Below are 17,465 nucleotides of genomic sequence, written 5' to 3' on the forward strand. Positions count from 1 at the left end.
AATGGGAAAATTAAAGGAATTAGGACTTAATACTATATGCACTCATGTTGGAGAGATAGAAGATAAACAATTTAAAGGGTCAGTTTCTCCTGTATACATGTCTACATCGTATGCATTTGATAATGTTGATGTAAAACGTTATCCAAGGTATTTTAACACTCCAAATCAAGAAGGTCTGTGCAAAAAAATTGCCACTTTAGAAAAAACAGAAGATGCTTTAATTTTTAGCTCTGGAATGGCTGCAATAAGTTCTGCATTATTTGCTTTTTTACAAAAAGGAGATCATGTCATTCTTCAACAAGTAATCTATGGAGGGACGTATAATTTTGTAGCCAAAGAGTTTGAGAAATACGGTATAGAATATTCTTACACAGAGAGTCATTCTATAGAAGATTTCAAAAAGTTAATGCAACCAAATACCAAAATCATTTATATAGAAACACCTTCAAATCCTTTGCTTGGAATTACTGATATCAAAGCAATTGCTGATTTAGCCAAAGAGAGAAACGTTCTAACAATGATTGACAATACATTTGCAACACCTATCAATCAAACTCCTGTAGATTTTGGAATAGATATTATTGTACATTCTGCAACAAAATATATGGGAGGTCATTCAGACATTTCAGCTGGAGCCGTAGCGGGTTCTAAAAAACACATTGAGCAAATTTGGGAAACGGCCCGAAATTTTGGTGGAAACTTGAGCGATTTTATGGTCTGGATGCTTGAGAGAAGTTTAAAAACTCTAAACTTACGCGTAAAAGAGCAAACAAAAAACGCGCAAGTAATTGCTGAATACTTAGATGAGAACCCTAATATTGATAAGGTATATTATCCTGGGTTGAAGTCACACCCAAATTATGAATTGGCAAAATCTCAAATGAAAAATTTTGGAGCCATGCTATCTTTCGAATTATCTGAAGGAATTGATGCTATGGAATTTCAAAATGCATTACAATTAATTAAACCTTCTATGAGTTTAGCAGGATTAGAAAGTACAACTGTGAGTCCGGCCCAAACAACCCATGCTTTGTTAAGCGAAGAAGAAAGATTAGAGAGGGGTATAAAAGACGGATTAATTCGTTTCTCTACTGGAATAGAAGAACCTGAAGATTTGATTGCTGATATAGAACAAGCTATTTTAAAAACAAAAAAAGAACTCGTATGAAGTTAGATATATTAGCTTTTGGAGCACATCCCGATGATGTAGAATTAGGTAGTGCTGCAACCATAGCCAAAGAGGTTTCTTTGGGAAAAAAAGTAGGAATTGTAGATCTAACTAGAGGTGAATTGGGTACAAGAGGCTCTGCCGAATTACGAAAAGTAGAGGCAACAAAAGCCGCTGAGATACTTGGTGTAAACGTACGTGAAAATTTAGGATTTGCTGATGGCTTCTTTTTAAATGATAGAAAGCATCAATTAGAAATTATCAAAATGATTCGTAAATACCAGCCAGAAATTGTTTTATGTAATGCTATTGATGACCGTCATATAGACCATGGTAAAGGAAGTAAACTAGTTTCTGACGCTTGTTTTTTAAGTGGATTACAGAAAATAGAAACAGAGTTAGAAGGTAAAAAACAAAATAAATGGCGACCTAAGCATGTATATCATTACATTCAATGGAAAAATATAGAGCCTGATTTTGTAGTGGATGTCACAGGATTTATGAATAAAAAAATAGATTCTGTTATGGCCTATAGTTCTCAATTTTTTGATCCAAATAGTAAAGAGCCTGAAACTCCAATTACAAGTAAAAATTTTACGGACAGTATAGAATATAGAGCTAGAGATTTAGGAAGATTAATAGGAGTAGATTATGCTGAAGGATTTACAGTAGAACGCTTTGTTGCTGTAGAATCTTTAGATAAATTAATTTGATTTTTTCTTTTTAAAAAATGAAAAATAAAGTACATTTGCACCCGCAAGTTACATGGTGATTGTAGCTCAGCTGGTTAGAGCGCCGGATTGTGGTTCCGGAGGTCGCCGGTTCGAACCCGGTCTTTCACCCAAAACCTTCTCAAGAATTTGAGAAGGTTTTTTTATTTTTACACAAATCATTTCTGAATGCAAAAAAGCGATCTCCTTTCCGTTTACAAAAGAATAGAACCTCATGTGCATAAAACCCCAGTTCATCATTCGCGGTTGATTGATGAAATAGCTAGATGTGAAGTATATTTGAAGTGTGAGAACTTTCAAAAAGGAGGGGCCTATAAAATTCGCGGTGCCACCAATGCTATCTTGCAGCTTTCGCATGAAGAGCGAAGAAGAGGAGTGGTTACCCATTCTTCAGGTAATTTTGCTCAAGCTGTTTCTTTAGCAGCAAAAAACCTAGGTGTTTCTGCACATATTATAATGCCTACCAATGCTCCTAAAGCAAAAAAAGCAGGAACCATAGCTTATGATGGTATCATTACTGAATGCGAACCAACTATTGAAGCCAGAGAGAAAGCTTCAAAAAAGATACAGAAAGAAACAGGAGCTTCTTTTTTGCATCCATCTAATCAATTAGAAGTCATTCATGGTCAAGGTACTGCTTCTTATGAGTTGTTGCAAGAAGAAATCGATTTTGATTTCATTGTTACTCCAATAGGAGGAGGTGGATTGATAGCTGGGACATGCCTGTTTGTCAATGCCTTTTCTCCGAAAACCAAAGTGATTGGTGCAGAGCCTGCTAATGTAGATGATGCATATCGTTCACTAATCAGTGGTCAAATAGAAACCAATGAAACAACAAACACTATTGCAGATGGTTTGAGAACTAATCTTGGTAACCATAACTTCCCAATCATTTTAGAACATGTAGAGCAAATCATTCGAGTGAGCGAAGAAGAAATTGTTGCTGCAATGCGTTTGGTATGGGAGCGAATGAAAATCATTATAGAACCTTCTAGTGCAGTTGCTGTGGCTGCTGTGTTATATAATCAAAAGGTTTTTCAAGGAAAAAAAGTGGGAGTAATTATTTCTGGAGGAAATGTAGATGTAGAAAATTTACCTTTTTAAGTTTTAAAGCCTAGTAGCAAGACTTTGCTTTAAAATTAGATAGTATTTAACGCTTCAATTACTTCAGCGCGTTTTCTTACTGAAACAGGAACCGTATTTTTATTTTTTAAAATCAAATACCCACCATCTGATTTGATAAAGGCTTTCACGTACTTTACATTTACCAAATGGCTTTGATGCACACGTAAAAATTGATAATTTTTCAACATATCTGCAAATGATTTTAGCGTTTTTGTTACTAAAATTTTACTTCCATCTTGAAAGAAGAACTTTGTATAATTATTATCAGATTCACAGCGAATAATTTCATCCAAATCAACTACAACAATCTTTTCTAAAGTATGGAGTGATATTTTTTTTGGGCGCTGATTCGGTGCTGTAATTGACTCTTTCAGGACATTTAGTTGCTCGCTATCTGGTTGAATATGTTGCTTTGCCTTTTCAATAGCTTTATTTAAATCCTCATCAGAATAGGGTTTTAAAACATAATCGATAGCAGCAAACTTAAAAGCTCTAATAGCAAACTCATCACTAGCAGTTACAAATATAATTTTAGATCGTAGGTTAGGAAAAATCTCCAATACATCAAATCCGGTTCCATCTCCAAGCATGATATCTAAAAAAAGAATATCAGGTTGTTGTTTTCGTAAAAGTTTAGCAGCTTCAACAACGCTGGCAGCTTTTCCTATGATTGATATTGACGGATGTTTTTGTTGGATATCATTTTCCAACAACTGTAAAGCTGCTGGAAGATCATCTACTAATATGGCAGTGTGTTGACTCACAATTAAAAATCGGTTTTTAAAGGTAAACGAAAAGAAACAATTGTCCCATTTTCTTCCTTAATAATTAGAGAATGCTCTTTTGATAAACTTTGAATACGTTCTTTGGTTACTTTAAGAGCTGTTGAAGGATGATGACTTTTCTTTTGTTGCTTGGATTGCTCAATTCCAATTCCATTATCTCTTACTTCACACTCTAAAAACTCACCATTCACTACAAATTTAATATCAATTTTACCATTTCTTTCAATTTGTTGAAAACCGTGTTTTACGCTATTTTCTACGAAAGGTTGAATGAGCATTGGAGGAATAAGTATTTCTTCAATATTTATTCCATTGGTTGCTGTATGAACTTGATATTCAAACTTTTTCACAGACATCTGTTGTTCAAGTGTTAAATAATTTTCAAGTGTTTTAATTTCTTCTTGAAGTGAAACCTCTTCCTGACGCGAGCTATTCAAGATACTCCTTAGTAAGGTAGCAAATGTGTTAATTGTAGAATTCATCTGCTCTGTTTCTCCAACAGAACCCATGGCTTTAATTCCGTTAAGAACATTGAATATAAAATGTGGATTCATCTGAAGCTGTAATGCTTTTTGTTCAAGAGATAACAGATGATTTTCTACAGTAAGCTGTTCTAGTTTTTGTTTATTTTTTCGTTTGATTCTTTTTACGGTGACTAAAATAATAATGAGAGCAATGAGCCCTAGACTAGAGTATATAACCCATAAAAACCAAGATTTTTGATATAAAGGTTTATCAATAAAAAATTGAAAATTAATAACATCACTTTGTATCCAATCAATGTTCCTTGCTTGAACGGAAAACTCGTAGTTTCCATCTTTTAAATTCGCAAAATCGATAAAATCTTTTGATGACCATGGCCCGTAATCTCCTTCTAACTCACCATGATTTAATTTCCATCGGTATTCGATCCCTTTAGGGTGATTGATATCTATAGATTTAAATTGAAAAGAAAGGTGATTCTCATCGGTTTTTAATTGCAGTATTTCAGAAAAAGCATTGATGTTTAAACTGTCAACAGGTTGATAGGCAACTTCAATGTTTTCAAAATAAATAGTAGGTTTTGCCTTTTTTAATTGGTTGTTAGTTGGAATGTACTTTGTTAAACCATTCATGGTTCCAAACCAAATATTTCCCTTAAAATCTATATCAACTGAATTCTGACATGTTTCAATTCCTAAGAATCCATCACTTCTGTCAAAGTAAAATACGTCACTAATTGAATTGTTTGCATCCAAGACAACTTTATTTACACCTTTTTCTGTACCTACCCAAAGATTATTTTCATTATCAAATATTAATTGATAAATATTATTGGAATTCAAGTTTTTAACTCCAGAAAGTTGTTTGACTTCTCTTGGATTTGCAGCATTAGCTATCCAAATACCATCACCTAAAGTTCCTAAGTAAATATTTTGATCTTTAAATAAAATGGTAGAAATGGAAATTTCTTTATTTAGAATTCGATAAAAATCGCGAACCTGACCTTTTTGATTAATATACCCTAAATTTCCTTCTCTAGTTGCATACCAAACTCTACCTTTATTATCAATCTTCAAATCATTGATAAATAAGTCTTTAATCCCTTTTTTTGTGCCATAATAATTACTAACACTAGGAGAAATACCCATTTTGCCATAACGCATTTGAATGATACCTGATGAATATGTGGCTATCCAGATAATGTCATTACGAATCTTAATTTTTTTGATCCAATTTGATGTTAATCCATCTTCAATAGTAAGAGTATCGGTTTCTAGGGTATATTCAGGAAATAGTTTTTTATCAAGAACATCAAATTTTGATTCTTTTTGAAGCGAATCTAACTCGATGTATTTTTTCTTAAAAATAAGAATACCTTTTCCATCAGTTCCTACCCAAACATTGTCAGAGCCATCTGAAGCAATGGTTTTTACTTTTACATTATTCAGATATCCGTTATCTTCTAAAATAGGGTATATACCTAAGCTATCAATTTTAATAACTCCTTTTTCAGAATTAGAAATCCATATTTCATGATCCTTTTTGTGTACTGCATAAATTCTATTTCCTTTCAACCCAGAATTACGATCGAAGTGTTGAAAATTGTTTTGAGTGAGTTTGTATAGACCTCCACCAGAAGTACCAATCCAGATATTTTCTTGATTGTCTTTGATGATAGATCGAATTTGGTTGATAGCCAAACCATTGTTCTGATTAATAACTTGTTTTGTTCTAAATCGATTGTCGGTAACAATAATTCCATCGGTATCACTAGCAATCCAATACTGATTGTCTATAAGGTATATTTTGTTACTTCTCTGGATATCTTTTTGGACACCAACAATTTTTCCACTGTCAATGATTTTAATTCCAGCATCAAAAGTTGAGGCTAATATTCTATTCTCAAGTTTTAAAAAAGAAGTGTAATCTGAAGCATCAATTTTGACAGCCTTTTTTGGGTTGTTTATTTGATCTAAAACCCACAATCCTTTTTTAGTAGCTATCAAATAATTAGGACCCTCTTTGATAATATCTGTAACAGTATTCAAATCTACTTTAGTAACCGAGCTTATAGGTTGAAGAGAATCGTTTTTATAAGAATAGATTCCTTTGTCTGTTGCCAGATATATAGATTGATTAATAGCAACAACTTTATTAATTTTTGGACTTTCATAATTTTTAAATCTCCCTTTTGTATAAATAGAAAGTCCTGAATAGGTTCCTATAAAAAGACTATCATTTCTTACTAGTAACGAGTTAACAAAGTTAGATTTCAATCCTTTTTTCTCATTAAACACGGTAAATTCATCTCCGTCAAATCGAGCTAAACCACCACCTTGAGTTGCCAACCATAGGTAACCAATAGAATCTTGTACAATGTCATATACTTGAGATTGAGGTAATCCTTCTTTGGTGTTGAAATTTTGTAGCTGACTGTTTTGTGAATAGGAGAGAGAAGTAAAGAATAAACAACAAAGACAAAAGAGAAGAATTTGAAATGTGTCTTCTTTTTTACTTTTAATTGATGACAATGTTGTAATTATATTCACAAATTTTAAAACTTAATTTCTCTACGAGAACAAACTTACACAAAAAGTAACTGCTCATTACAAACAGTTACTTTTCAACCAAAACAAATAGCATTCCAAAAATCTACTTCATTGCGTACAGACGCAAATTTTCTGTATCAGGCTCTACATGTTGTAAATCTCCATAAGGTTTGATTAAAGGCTTTAACACACACAGAACAGTTACTTTTCCTTTAATAATCAATTTATTACCCTTAACAGCTGATCTCCATCTGAACTTCTCTAACGGAATGTTATACTTACTTACTACTTTTAATAATTCTTGATCTTGTTCTATCCAATCCATAATTTCTTCTGGCGACTTAAAGTTAGGAACCTCGTTATCTGAATTGGTATAGTCAAATTCCCATTTAACTGGAATACTAAATCTATATGTATAGGCATCTCCTACATAACGCTCTTTGTAATTATTTAAAGCATCATACCAGTCGATTTCTTTTTCTTCTGGATATTTTCTAGCAATCTCTTTTGAAAGATCAATTTTTCCTGGAGAAAGTGAATAAGGATAAAATACATAATATGGTTTTGCTAAATAATGTTCAGAAAATTCACCTCCAAAAATATCTACATAAGGAGAAGCTACAACACTAGGAACTTCATCAGCTACAAAAGCGTCTTTTAGAGTTTTCATCAAACTAGTGTTTTCTCCTAAACCTTGGGAATGAAAAACTACTTTTGTTCCTTTTTTGATTCCATCTTTTAAAACGGGTAGCTCTCCTAAAGTAATGGCTTTTCTTAAGCTTTCTGTAGTTACTCGATCTCCTTTAATTAAGGTTTCCATAGACAAACCTTCCCATTGATTATGATTGGTTACAATATGAATTTCGCCATAGGTATTTCCATCATAATTTTTGTTTAACCAAGTAAATACCTCTTGTAATGAAAATGCATAATCCACAACTTCAAACTGTTTGTCTAAAAAATACGATCGTGCACTTTTATAAAAATTTTGCTCTTCCTGATCTATTCCTGTAATAAACACAACAGGTTTCCTGTACATGATCTCTTTTTCTACAGTTTCTGTTGATATGTTTTCAATATTGTCTGCAATAACTTGTTTCTTTTTTACTGGAGCTTTTTTATCACAGCTTATAAAGCTACCTGTTACAATTAGTAATCCCATTACTAAACCTGCTTTTACAATTCCTTTTTTCATACTTTTTGATTTTTATTGTCTACATTTTAGCAGACAGAGTTATTACTTATTTGGTGCTGTGTGATTATTGAATTATTGTGATGATTGCTTTTTTCTTGATATTTAATAATCTAGGCAGTTGATCAAATAAGGTGGTAAGTTTGGAATCTTTTTTCCATGAACCATTTTCTTCTCTTTCAATAGTTACAATTTCCCCATCGTTGTTGATATGTACTTTAATCTTTGGATATTTGTTACTGATATTTGAAAAACTGCCTAGTCCCATTAACTAACTATTATGATTTACACTTCAAATGTAGTAGGGTATATATGTTCTTTTTAAGCAGAATTAGAATTCGTAGAAAAGAAACTAGAATTCGTAGAGAATTAATCAGTCACCTTATTGTAATCAATCAATTGTGTGAGGTTTTCTTGATTAGGATTATCAGCAAAAGAGCGTAAATAAGCATCTATAAAGTGAATCGCCCTTTTTTCTGGATAGAATAGTACTTTGTTATCGTATTGGGCCCATTCATTAATATTGATGTACGTCTGACCTTCATAATAGCGATAGAAATCTTTTGCGTCTTGTGGAAGTTTTTCCTCTAAATCTTCATGGATAATGACATTGTAATAACTTAGATCTGCAGTGAAAAAATGAAAAGAAAGTAAGTTATCATAATACCCAAAAAGATTATTAGCAATTGGTAAAAGCATTGTAAATACAAGCACTAATACCTTTTGTTTATCAAATTGATAAGTAAAGAATTCATGAGAAGATACAGTTTTTAAACCATAGAACAATACAACAACGCTAATCATGTTTTGAAAATTCCAAGGAACTACGTTGTATCCGTATCCAAGATAGAATAGCAAACCAACAATAATTGCATGCATTCCTAATATAAAAGTAATAGCAAATGTTCTTGTTCTATTAAATAAAAGCAATACTCCCATAGAAGCTTCTAGCCATGGTACAGCATAGGTGAAAGATTTTAAAAACCATTGAGGAAGCCAACTAAAATGTTTATTGATAGCGCTTAACCATTGAATGTAAAAAGCCTCGTTTAACTTTTGAATTCCACTCCAAAAATAGGTAGCGAAAAAGATTAAGATTACAGCATATAAAACTTTTTTGGTTTCAGTTTTACTTGGAAAGATAACAATAGCCAGTATTGTTAAAGCTGATTGATAGAAGTAGGGTTGGAGTCTATTTTGATCAACTAGGGATAAATACACATAAAGCAACACTACAAACCAACCTATCCAACGTTTATTTATAAATATATAAATAAGTTGACTTCCAAAAAATAAGCCCCAGAAAATATACTCTAAAACTCCAATTGGAATAGGAATCCATTCAAACAAAGGAACCACAGGAAATGATTTACTGCTTAACCAAAGTTTAGGAGCATATAACATTAATACTAAGGTAGAAGCCAAAGCTGCTATGCGAACCCAATTGAGTTTTTGATGATTTGTTAACTGTAACTCCAGTTTCATGCACCTAAGATATCAACTTTTCTTTGAGATAAGTTGCGGTATATGATTTTTTGTTTTGTATTAATTCTTCAGGAGTTCCTTCAAAAACTAAATCACCACCTTTTTTACCGCCTTCTAAACCAAGATCAATAATATAATCAGCACATTTAATTAATTCGATATTGTGCTCAATCACAACGATAGAATGCCCTTTTTCAATTAAAGCATTAAATGAAGCTAACAGTTTTTTAATGTCATGGAAATGTAATCCAGTTGTGGGTTCATCAAAAATAAACAATGCTTTGTCTTTGGTATTTCCTTTGACTAAAAAAGAAGCAAGTTTGATACGCTGTGCTTCACCACCAGAAAGAGTAGAGGAAGATTGTCCTAATTGCACATATCCTAAACCAACATCTTGCAAGGGTTTTAGTTTTAATGCAATTTTAGTTTGGTTATGTTCAGCGAAAAATGCTACAGCATCATCAATGGTGAAATTTAATATATCATCAATATTTTTTCCTTCATAAGCAACTTCTAAGACTTCCTTTTTAAATCGTTTTCCATTGCAAGTGTCACATTGTAAATGAACATCAGCCATAAATTGCATCTCAATAGTCACCTCACCTTCGCCCTTACACACCTCACATCTTCCGCCTTCAACATTAAAAGAAAAATGTTTGGGTTTGTAATTTCTAATCTTAGAAAGTTTTTGTGACGAGAGCAAAGCTCTGATATCATCATAAGCCTTGATATAGGTTACAGGATTAGAACGAGAGGAACGCCCAATAGGGTTTTGATCTATAAACTCTACATGTTTTAAATGCTCAAAACTTCCTTTTATTTCTGTATGTTGCCCTATCTTTTCTCCATATCCAATCAAGTGTTTTTGCATCGCTGGATATAAAATGTTTTTCACCAATGTGCTTTTACCACTTCCAGATACTCCTGTAATAACACTTAGGCTATTTAAAGGAAAAGATGCTGTGATGTTTTTTAAGTTGTTTTCTCTAGCGCCTACAACTTGAATGTAATTTTTTGAATTCCTTCTATTAGCAGGAACATCTATTTTTAGACTTTCATTAAGATATTTAGCCGTAAGTGAACTTGTGCTTAGTATCTGATCATAGGTGCCTTTAGCGACAACTTTTCCACCATAGGTTCCTGCTTCAGGACCAATATCTATAATATGATCAGCAGCTTTCATAATATCTTCATCATGTTCTACTACAACTACTGTATTGCCTAAATCTCTAAGTTCTTTTAAAACACCTATCAGTCGTTCAGTATCTTTAGGGTGTAACCCTATACTTGGTTCATCTAGTATATACATAGATCCTACCAAACTGCTTCCTAAAGAGGTAGCTAAGTTAATTCGTTGGCTTTCTCCTCCGGATAAAGTGTTGGATGTTCTATTAAGTGTAAGGTAACTTAAACCAACATCTTGTAAAAACTGTAATCTATTATTGATTTCAGTTAACAAACGTTTTCCTATTTTTTGTTCGTAAGAGTTCAACTCAATTTGTTGAAAGAAATCATATAACTCATCTAAAGGCATTATAATTAGATCAGAAACAGTTTTTCCGTATACCTGAACATAATTAGTTTCCTTTCGTAAACGCTTTCCATTACATTCTGTACAGGTTGTTTTACCGCGATACCTAGAAAGCATTACTCTATTTTGAATTTTATAGCTTTTCTCTTCGAGAGCTTCAAAAAAATGATGAATTCCTTTGAAACTTTTGTTCCCATTCCAGACAAGATCTTTTTGCTTTTGACTTAATTCAAACCAAGGTTTGTGAATAGGAATGTCAAATTTATATGCATGAGCAATCAATTCTTCTTTGTAATGTCGATAAGAATCCGATCTAAATGGGAAAATAGCATCATCATAAATAGAAAGCCCAGTATTTGGAATAACTAGTTCTTCATCTATCCCGATAATATTGCCGTAGCCTTCACACTTTGGGCAAGCTCCATAAGGATTATTAAAACTAAAGAGATGTGTATTGGGTTCTAGAAAAGACATCCCGTCTAACTCAAACTTATTGTTAAATTCGGTGACGGAATTATCAGATAAATTTTCAATAAAACAAACACCTTTTCCTTCAAAATAAGCAGTTTGAACAGCATCAGCTAAACGATTATAAAAATCTTCATCATTTTGAACAATTATTCGGTCTACTACCAATCTTAAATCTTTATATTCAGATTGATTTTTAGGCAAATCATCAATACGATATACTTTATCTTTATATTGTAAGCGGGCATATCCTTGCTGAGACAAAACTTTTAGAACTGTTGCAATGTCTCTCTTTTCATTAATTTCAATTGGGCTTAAGAGTAACAATTTTGATTTCTCATTACAACTTTTCACAAAATCAATAACATCTGTTACGGTATGTTTCTTTACCACATTTCCAGAAATAGGAGATATAGTGGTCCCAATTCTTGCATAAAGTAATTTGATATAATCATAAATTTCTGTAGAGGTGCCAACAGTAGAACGTGGGTTTGTTGAATTTACCTTTTGCTCAATAGCTATGGCTGGAGCAATGCCTTTTATATAATCTACTTTTGGCTTGTGTAATTTTCCCAGGAACTGGCGTGCATAAGAAGATAAACTCTCTACATAACGTCTTTGACCTTCTGCATATAATGTGTCAAAAGCTAAAGAAGATTTCCCTGAACCAGAAAGACCAGTAATTACAACCAATTGGTTTCGTGGTATAACAACATCAATATCTTTTAAATTATGGAGTTTTGCTCCTTTAATGATAATGTTTTCTTTTGGATTTACTTTAGAGATGTCTGTGTTCATGGGCTCAAAAAACAAGCCCTAAAAATAATCATTTTTAACCTCTTACATAAATGAATTGAATTGAAATTTGTTAAAAAATTTGTCATTCAAAAAAATAATTACAATATTTGATTCTCTATTAATCAGAAAATTATACTCATATAGACAAAAACTACTTTTAAATTATTAATGAAATAGTAATCGAGAAGCCCCTAACGCTTTTCTTAAAAGTAGTGATATGATGTATAGAAATTCCACGCCGGACAGTACTTTAGTAAGCAATTATATTCAAGGAAATGAAACTAGCCTTGAAATACTAATTAAAAGACATCAACAACGTTTGTACAGCTTTATTTATAGCAAAGTACAAGACAGAGATATTACAGAAGATATCTTTCAGGATACCTTTATTAAAGTAATTAGAACCTTAAAAAGAGGTAATTATAACGAAGAAGGTAAATTTTTACCTTGGGTAATGCGAATTGCTCAGAATTTGATTATTGATTATTTCAGAAAGTCAAATAGAATGCCTTCGTTTAAGAATACAGATGAATTTGATATCTTTTCAGTAATTAGTGATGGAAATTTAAATGCCGAAAAGAAAATTATTAAAGAACAAATTTTATCGGATGTAAGAGAGTTAATCCACGAGCTTCCTGAAGAGCAAAAGGAAGTACTGGTAATGCGTATATATAAAGACATGAGCTTTAAAGAAATAAGCGAAAATACAGATGTTAGTATTAATACAGCACTAGGTAGAATGCGTTATGCATTGATTAATTTAAGAAAGATTATAGAAAAAAATAAAATTATTTTAGTGAATTAACAATAAAAGTAAAAGCGCTTCGTTAGCATATTGAAAGTCAATCACTAAAGCTATTTGTATGAAGCAACTTTACTCTAAAAAGTCTTCTGAATTTCAGGAGCAACCCAAACAAGAAACAGTTCAATTTTTGATTAATTTTTCCAAATCGCTATCAGTTGTTAAAACCAAATCAAATTTTCTCATTGAATTGAATTTGAATTAAGAGTGGAAAAAGTCTTGACATGAGTCGAGGCTTTTTTTATGGTAGTTATTTCTTTTTCTTGTAATAATCATCCAAAATAGATTTTCGACCAATAGTTTTGGTGATGATATCATTTTCTAATTTCCAACCACGAGCAGGACTGTATTCACGCCCATAATAGATAATTTGTAAATGCAATTTGTTCCAAAGTTCTTTTGGAAACAATCTTTTTGCATCTTTTTCTGTTTGGTCTACATTTTTACCATTACTTAAATTCCATCGATACATTAATCTATGAATGTGAGTATCTACAGGAAATGCAGGAATTCCAAATGCTTGACTCATTACAACACTTGCTGTTTTATGACCAACAGCCGGTAATTCTTCTAGAGCTTCAAAAGATTGAGGAACTTCTCCGTTATGTTTTTCTATCAAAATTTTTGAAAGACCATAAATTCCTTTCGATTTCATTGGAGACAAACCTACTGGTTTGATAATTTCTCTAATTTCTTCTACAGATAACTTTACCATATCATAAGGATTATCTGCTTTTTCAAATAGTAGAGGAGTGATAATATTCACCCTAGCATCAGTACTTTGAGCAGACATTAATACGGCTATGAGTAATGTGTATGGATCTTTATGATCTAGAGGAATAGGGGTTTCAGGATAAAACTCTTCGAGAGTATCGATTACAAATTGTACTTTTTCGGCTTTGGTCATTTGTTGATTTTCGAGATAAGCAAAGTTACAAAGTGTGAAATAATTTATCGGCTTTCAATGAACAACTTTGTATCTTTGTTAGGAAACAAATTTGAAACCTGAAAAAATGACAACATTAAAAGTTGGCGATAAAGCCCCTAATTTTGAAGCTAAAGATAATCAAGGGATTACTAGAAAATTGAGTGATTATGCTGGAAAAAAACTTGTAGTTTTCTTTTACCCAAAAGCTGATACTCCTGGATGTACAGCCGAGGCTTGTAACCTAAGAGATAACTACCATACTTTTCAAGCAAGAGGGTATGAAATTTTAGGCGTAAGTGCAGATACAGAAAAGAAACAACAGAAGTTTGTTGACAAATATGATCTTCCTTTTCCATTGTTAGCAGATGAAGATCATTCTGTACTAAATGCTTTTGAAGTATGGGGTCCTAAAAAATTTATGGGACGCGAATACGATGGAATTCACAGAACTACTTTTGTTATTGATGAAAAAGGCGTTTTAGAAGACGTAATCTTAAAAGTAAAAACAAAAGAACATACTGCGCAAATATTATAATTTTTAAAAATTAAATTATGATTTTGCTTCAAACTTAAGCTGTCTTCCTTGTAAGGCAGCTTCTTTATCTTTTGAAGCTCCAACTGCTAGTCCTATTACCATCCCTATTGGCATTCCTATGCTCAAAAATGCCATATTGCCAATACTAGCACCAAAAGCTGCACCCATAGGCAAACCGAAAGCAGTCATTCCTAAAATCATCCATAAATTTCGATAATAATTTTTAGGAACGATCTTATGTTCTTTTTCAAGCATCTTAATAATTTTATGTTGACTAATTCTCAACTGTTTTTTTAATGCTTTTTCTTCAATGGATCTATTAATGAGCGCTATATGTTCATTGATTGTACTAATTACATTATCTGAAAGGTCTTGATTTTTCAATTCATCGATTAAAGAATCAAATCGTTGGTAGCATCTTCCAAGTCTTTCATTATTAAATCGTGTTCTAGAATTTAGTTTTTGGATAGTCATTGAGTTTATTTTGCAAATGATTAGACCAACTCATGGTCTATTTGTTACATTGTAGATATTTCTTTTTTTAAGATTACTTTGGGAACAAGGTTTTATCCAAACCAGGAACTATACGTAAAGCATTTTTGTAGTACACTTTCTTGAGCACATTGTCGGGTAAATCTAAACCATACATCGCCCAGAAAGCGTGGTATTTCTTATGATAAGGAAAATACTCGTCATTACTTTCTAAGACCCTAAAATAGGTGGGAAACTCTTTAGGCTGCCAACTATCTTTCCCAAATAGAATTCGATCTTGATATTTGATAAAAAACTTCTTTGCAAATCTTGGCTGACGACCTAACTCCGCTATGATGGCTCCTATTCCAACATTCATATTTGGAATTTCATCTAAGAGTTCTCCTAGTTTACCTAAATCATTAGCCAACCAACTCATATGTGCACTAATAAAGGTTGTATTTGAATGTTTTTTGAACATAGCATGCTGTTCTTGCATAATTTGCTCCCAAGGAGCTGGATTGTTGGGTCCACGTTTTCTTCTCGGACGCGTTTTTAATTCTAGCCAACGCTCATTATCGGCATCAAAATCATCCCAGAAAGGTTTTGGATCAGCAGAATGAATTAATACTGGAATTCCTAATTCGCCACATTTCGCCCATATAGGATCTAATCTTGGATCATTTACTGCTACTCGTTTTCCTTGAACATCCAAATCACGTAAACCTAATCCTTTATATATTTTTAGTCCTCTTGCTCCATTTTTAACATCTTGCTCTAATTGTTTTACAGTCGATTCTATCCATCCTTTTTTTCCTACGTTATTATGAAAACGAATGTTGGCAAAAACCACAAAACGATTTGGATAATTATCAGCAATATTTTTGACAGATTTTTGTAAATCTGCACCAGTTCTCCCACTTAAATTCACCATAATAGCCATGTTTAGTGTATCCATCGCAGCAATTACGGGAGCTAGATTTTGTGTGGGCATGCGATATTGATGTCCGTGAACATCTATAAATGGAAATTTTGCTTTTTTAATCACTTTTCCCGGTACAACAAGTGTAGACTTAGGGTTATATTCTTCAAAAGTTAGATTTTGAGCGGATATGGAGTAAAGAGAAAAGAATAAAGTGAAAAGAGTAAAGATACGTTTCATAAGATGATTTTTAGAAAATCTAAAGATAATCATCTCAAAAAAGTAAACGAAAATTTTAGGAGAGGTTTAACAGACTAAATCACTGTTGAAACTTTATAAAGTAAATTATTTTCCACTCTTTATAAGAGTGTATTTTCTTTTCTTCAATGAAATAAACCATAACTCTACATAGCGATATGATAGTTTACTTATGAAAACAGTTCCAATAACAATGCATACGTAGATACCAAGATTAAAAAGCACAAAATTATCCGATAAAAAAGATCTACAAATAGCAAAAGAGAAAAACATTACTAGGGGATGATACATATAAATTCCATAAGAAATGTCGCCTAAACCCTCTAAAAAGGTACTTCGTAAGTTAAAACGAAATGATTCTTGAGTGATGAATAAAAGTTACGTTGCTATAATAGATCCATGTAGATACCAAGGTACTTTTACAAATAAAAAAGTAATAAATAAAATTGTATTGAAAAGAAACAAGAAATGGTTGTTAAGCAAAGAGGTTATAAGTTTTGAAGGTTCGAACAGAAAAAAAGCTCCAATAGCTCCAAAAGCCATATAATGAATAGGAAATATATTGATGATAATCATTGCTTTTTCTGAAAGATTCAAATCAAAAAGAGAAACTATTTCAGGAATTATAGGTGTTAAGCATATGAAAACTAAAACACTGATAAATGTAGTTTTATTGTGAAACTTGTTGAACAAGTGTGGCCAAATCAAATAAAACTGTTCTTCAACTCCTACAGACCAAGCTTGGCTTGCTCCGGCCACTGGAGCAGCTAAATAAACAGCTAAATTTGGAAGGAAAAATATGAATAAGAGTAAAGGCTTCCAAGGAGCATCTTGCAATGTTTGTATTAAACCAAAATAATATGATTCTTTAGACAAAGCTGGAATCCAATCAGCTATAAAAGGAAGTACAAAAAAGCAAAGAAAGACAATGATATAGTACAAAGGCCAAATTCTCAGAATTCTACGAATGTAAAATTTCCGAACATTAATTCTTTCAAATCGTTCTTTTTCAGCTAAGAGCAAATAAGAGATTAGAAATCCACTTAATACAAAAAAGATATAAACACCATTCTTTCCCGCATTAGAAATAAAATCCTTTAAACTAGTATGAAATAAACTAGAAAAACCCTCTCTTGTTTTGTATAACTCAATATGATGAAAAACTACCATAAGGGCTGCAATAGCTCTTAGTTCGGTTAAACCCTTTAGGTAAATTTTTTTCATGATAAGAAGA

Annotated in this window: 15 protein-coding genes and 1 tRNA gene; 6 read left to right on the top strand and 10 right to left on the bottom strand. The window is 32.2% G+C overall.

The features are described 5' to 3' along the window. The first annotated feature begins 1 nt into the window (after position 1). The 4 genes from AAON49_RS06720 to AAON49_RS06735 all read left to right on the top strand — a co-directional run bounded on the left by AAON49_RS06720 (position 2) and on the right by AAON49_RS06735 (position 3,003). Complete coding sequence (locus AAON49_RS06720; RefSeq protein ID WP_349553589.1) at positions 2-1,168, top strand: trans-sulfuration enzyme family protein; 1,167 nt, start codon at positions 2-4, stop codon at positions 1,166-1,168. Further along, positions 1,165-1,881 (top strand): bacillithiol biosynthesis deacetylase BshB1, encoded by a 717-nt coding sequence (gene bshB1, locus AAON49_RS06725; RefSeq protein WP_349553590.1) that lies wholly within the window; start codon positions 1,165-1,167, stop codon positions 1,879-1,881. Before AAON49_RS06720 ends, bshB1 begins: the two co-directional genes overlap by 4 nt. 54 nt (positions 1,882-1,935) lie before the next feature. Beyond that, positions 1,936-2,011 (top strand) — tRNA-His (locus tag AAON49_RS06730). A gap of 56 nt (positions 2,012-2,067) precedes the next feature. Then, positions 2,068-3,003 (top strand): pyridoxal-phosphate dependent enzyme, encoded by a 936-nt coding sequence (locus tag AAON49_RS06735; protein WP_349553591.1) that lies wholly within the window; start codon positions 2,068-2,070, stop codon positions 3,001-3,003. 35 nt (positions 3,004-3,038) lie between these two features. Here AAON49_RS06735 and AAON49_RS06740 read toward each other — a convergent pair whose 3' ends face one another. The 6 genes from AAON49_RS06740 to uvrA all read right to left on the bottom strand — a co-directional run bounded on the left by AAON49_RS06740 (position 3,039) and on the right by uvrA (position 12,315). Further along, complete coding sequence (locus tag AAON49_RS06740) at positions 3,039-3,788, bottom strand: LytR/AlgR family response regulator transcription factor (RefSeq protein ID WP_349553592.1); 750 nt, start codon at positions 3,786-3,788, stop codon at positions 3,039-3,041. A gap of 2 nt (positions 3,789-3,790) precedes the next feature. Beyond that, the gene (locus tag AAON49_RS06745; protein ID WP_349553593.1) at positions 3,791-6,841 is read right to left on the bottom strand and encodes a ligand-binding sensor domain-containing protein; all 3,051 of its coding nucleotides are present in this window, start codon (positions 6,839-6,841) and stop codon (positions 3,791-3,793) included. Between the two features lie 103 nt (positions 6,842-6,944). Continuing rightward, entirely contained in the window at positions 6,945-8,036 is a 1,092-nt protein-coding gene (locus AAON49_RS06750; RefSeq protein WP_349553594.1) for a hypothetical protein, read from the bottom strand. Between the two features lie 64 nt (positions 8,037-8,100). Continuing rightward, on the bottom strand, positions 8,101-8,301 hold the full coding sequence (locus AAON49_RS06755; RefSeq protein WP_349553596.1) for a hypothetical protein: 201 nt from the start codon (positions 8,299-8,301) through the stop codon (positions 8,101-8,103). Positions 8,302-8,402: 101 nt separating this feature from the next. Beyond that, entirely contained in the window at positions 8,403-9,518 is a 1,116-nt protein-coding gene (locus AAON49_RS06760; RefSeq protein ID WP_349553598.1) for a MauE/DoxX family redox-associated membrane protein, read from the bottom strand. Between the two features lie 4 nt (positions 9,519-9,522). Further along, the gene (gene uvrA / locus AAON49_RS06765) at positions 9,523-12,315 is read right to left on the bottom strand and encodes an excinuclease ABC subunit UvrA (protein ID WP_349553599.1); all 2,793 of its coding nucleotides are present in this window, start codon (positions 12,313-12,315) and stop codon (positions 9,523-9,525) included. Between the two features lie 220 nt (positions 12,316-12,535). On the opposite strand from uvrA, the gene AAON49_RS06770 reads away from it, so the two are divergent. After that, the gene (locus AAON49_RS06770; RefSeq protein WP_502942930.1) at positions 12,536-13,120 is read left to right on the top strand and encodes an RNA polymerase sigma factor; all 585 of its coding nucleotides are present in this window, start codon (positions 12,536-12,538) and stop codon (positions 13,118-13,120) included. A gap of 247 nt (positions 13,121-13,367) precedes the next feature. On the opposite strand, the gene AAON49_RS06775 is transcribed toward AAON49_RS06770, so the two are convergent. Beyond that, complete coding sequence (locus AAON49_RS06775; protein WP_349553602.1) at positions 13,368-14,024, bottom strand: endonuclease III domain-containing protein; 657 nt, start codon at positions 14,022-14,024, stop codon at positions 13,368-13,370. Positions 14,025-14,130: 106 nt separating this feature from the next. Between AAON49_RS06775 and bcp the strand changes: the two genes are divergently transcribed. Beyond that, the gene (gene bcp / locus AAON49_RS06780; RefSeq protein ID WP_349553603.1) at positions 14,131-14,580 is read left to right on the top strand and encodes a thioredoxin-dependent thiol peroxidase; all 450 of its coding nucleotides are present in this window, start codon (positions 14,131-14,133) and stop codon (positions 14,578-14,580) included. Positions 14,581-14,595: 15 nt separating this feature from the next. Here bcp and AAON49_RS06785 read toward each other — a convergent pair whose 3' ends face one another. The 3 genes from AAON49_RS06785 to AAON49_RS06795 form a co-directional block, all read right to left on the bottom strand. Next, the gene (locus AAON49_RS06785; protein ID WP_349553605.1) at positions 14,596-15,054 is read right to left on the bottom strand and encodes a hypothetical protein; all 459 of its coding nucleotides are present in this window, start codon (positions 15,052-15,054) and stop codon (positions 14,596-14,598) included. 73 nt (positions 15,055-15,127) lie between these two features. Beyond that, on the bottom strand, positions 15,128-16,213 hold the full coding sequence (locus AAON49_RS06790; RefSeq protein WP_349553606.1) for an amidohydrolase family protein: 1,086 nt from the start codon (positions 16,211-16,213) through the stop codon (positions 15,128-15,130). A 396-nt stretch (positions 16,214-16,609) separates the two neighbouring features. Further along, complete coding sequence (locus AAON49_RS06795) at positions 16,610-17,455, bottom strand: acyltransferase family protein (RefSeq protein WP_349553608.1); 846 nt, start codon at positions 17,453-17,455, stop codon at positions 16,610-16,612. Positions 17,456-17,465: the final 10 nt, after the last annotated feature.

The sequence above is a fragment of the Pseudotenacibaculum sp. MALMAid0570 genome, assembly GCF_040151415.1.
GTDB lineage: Bacteria > Bacteroidota > Bacteroidia > Flavobacteriales > Flavobacteriaceae > Polaribacter.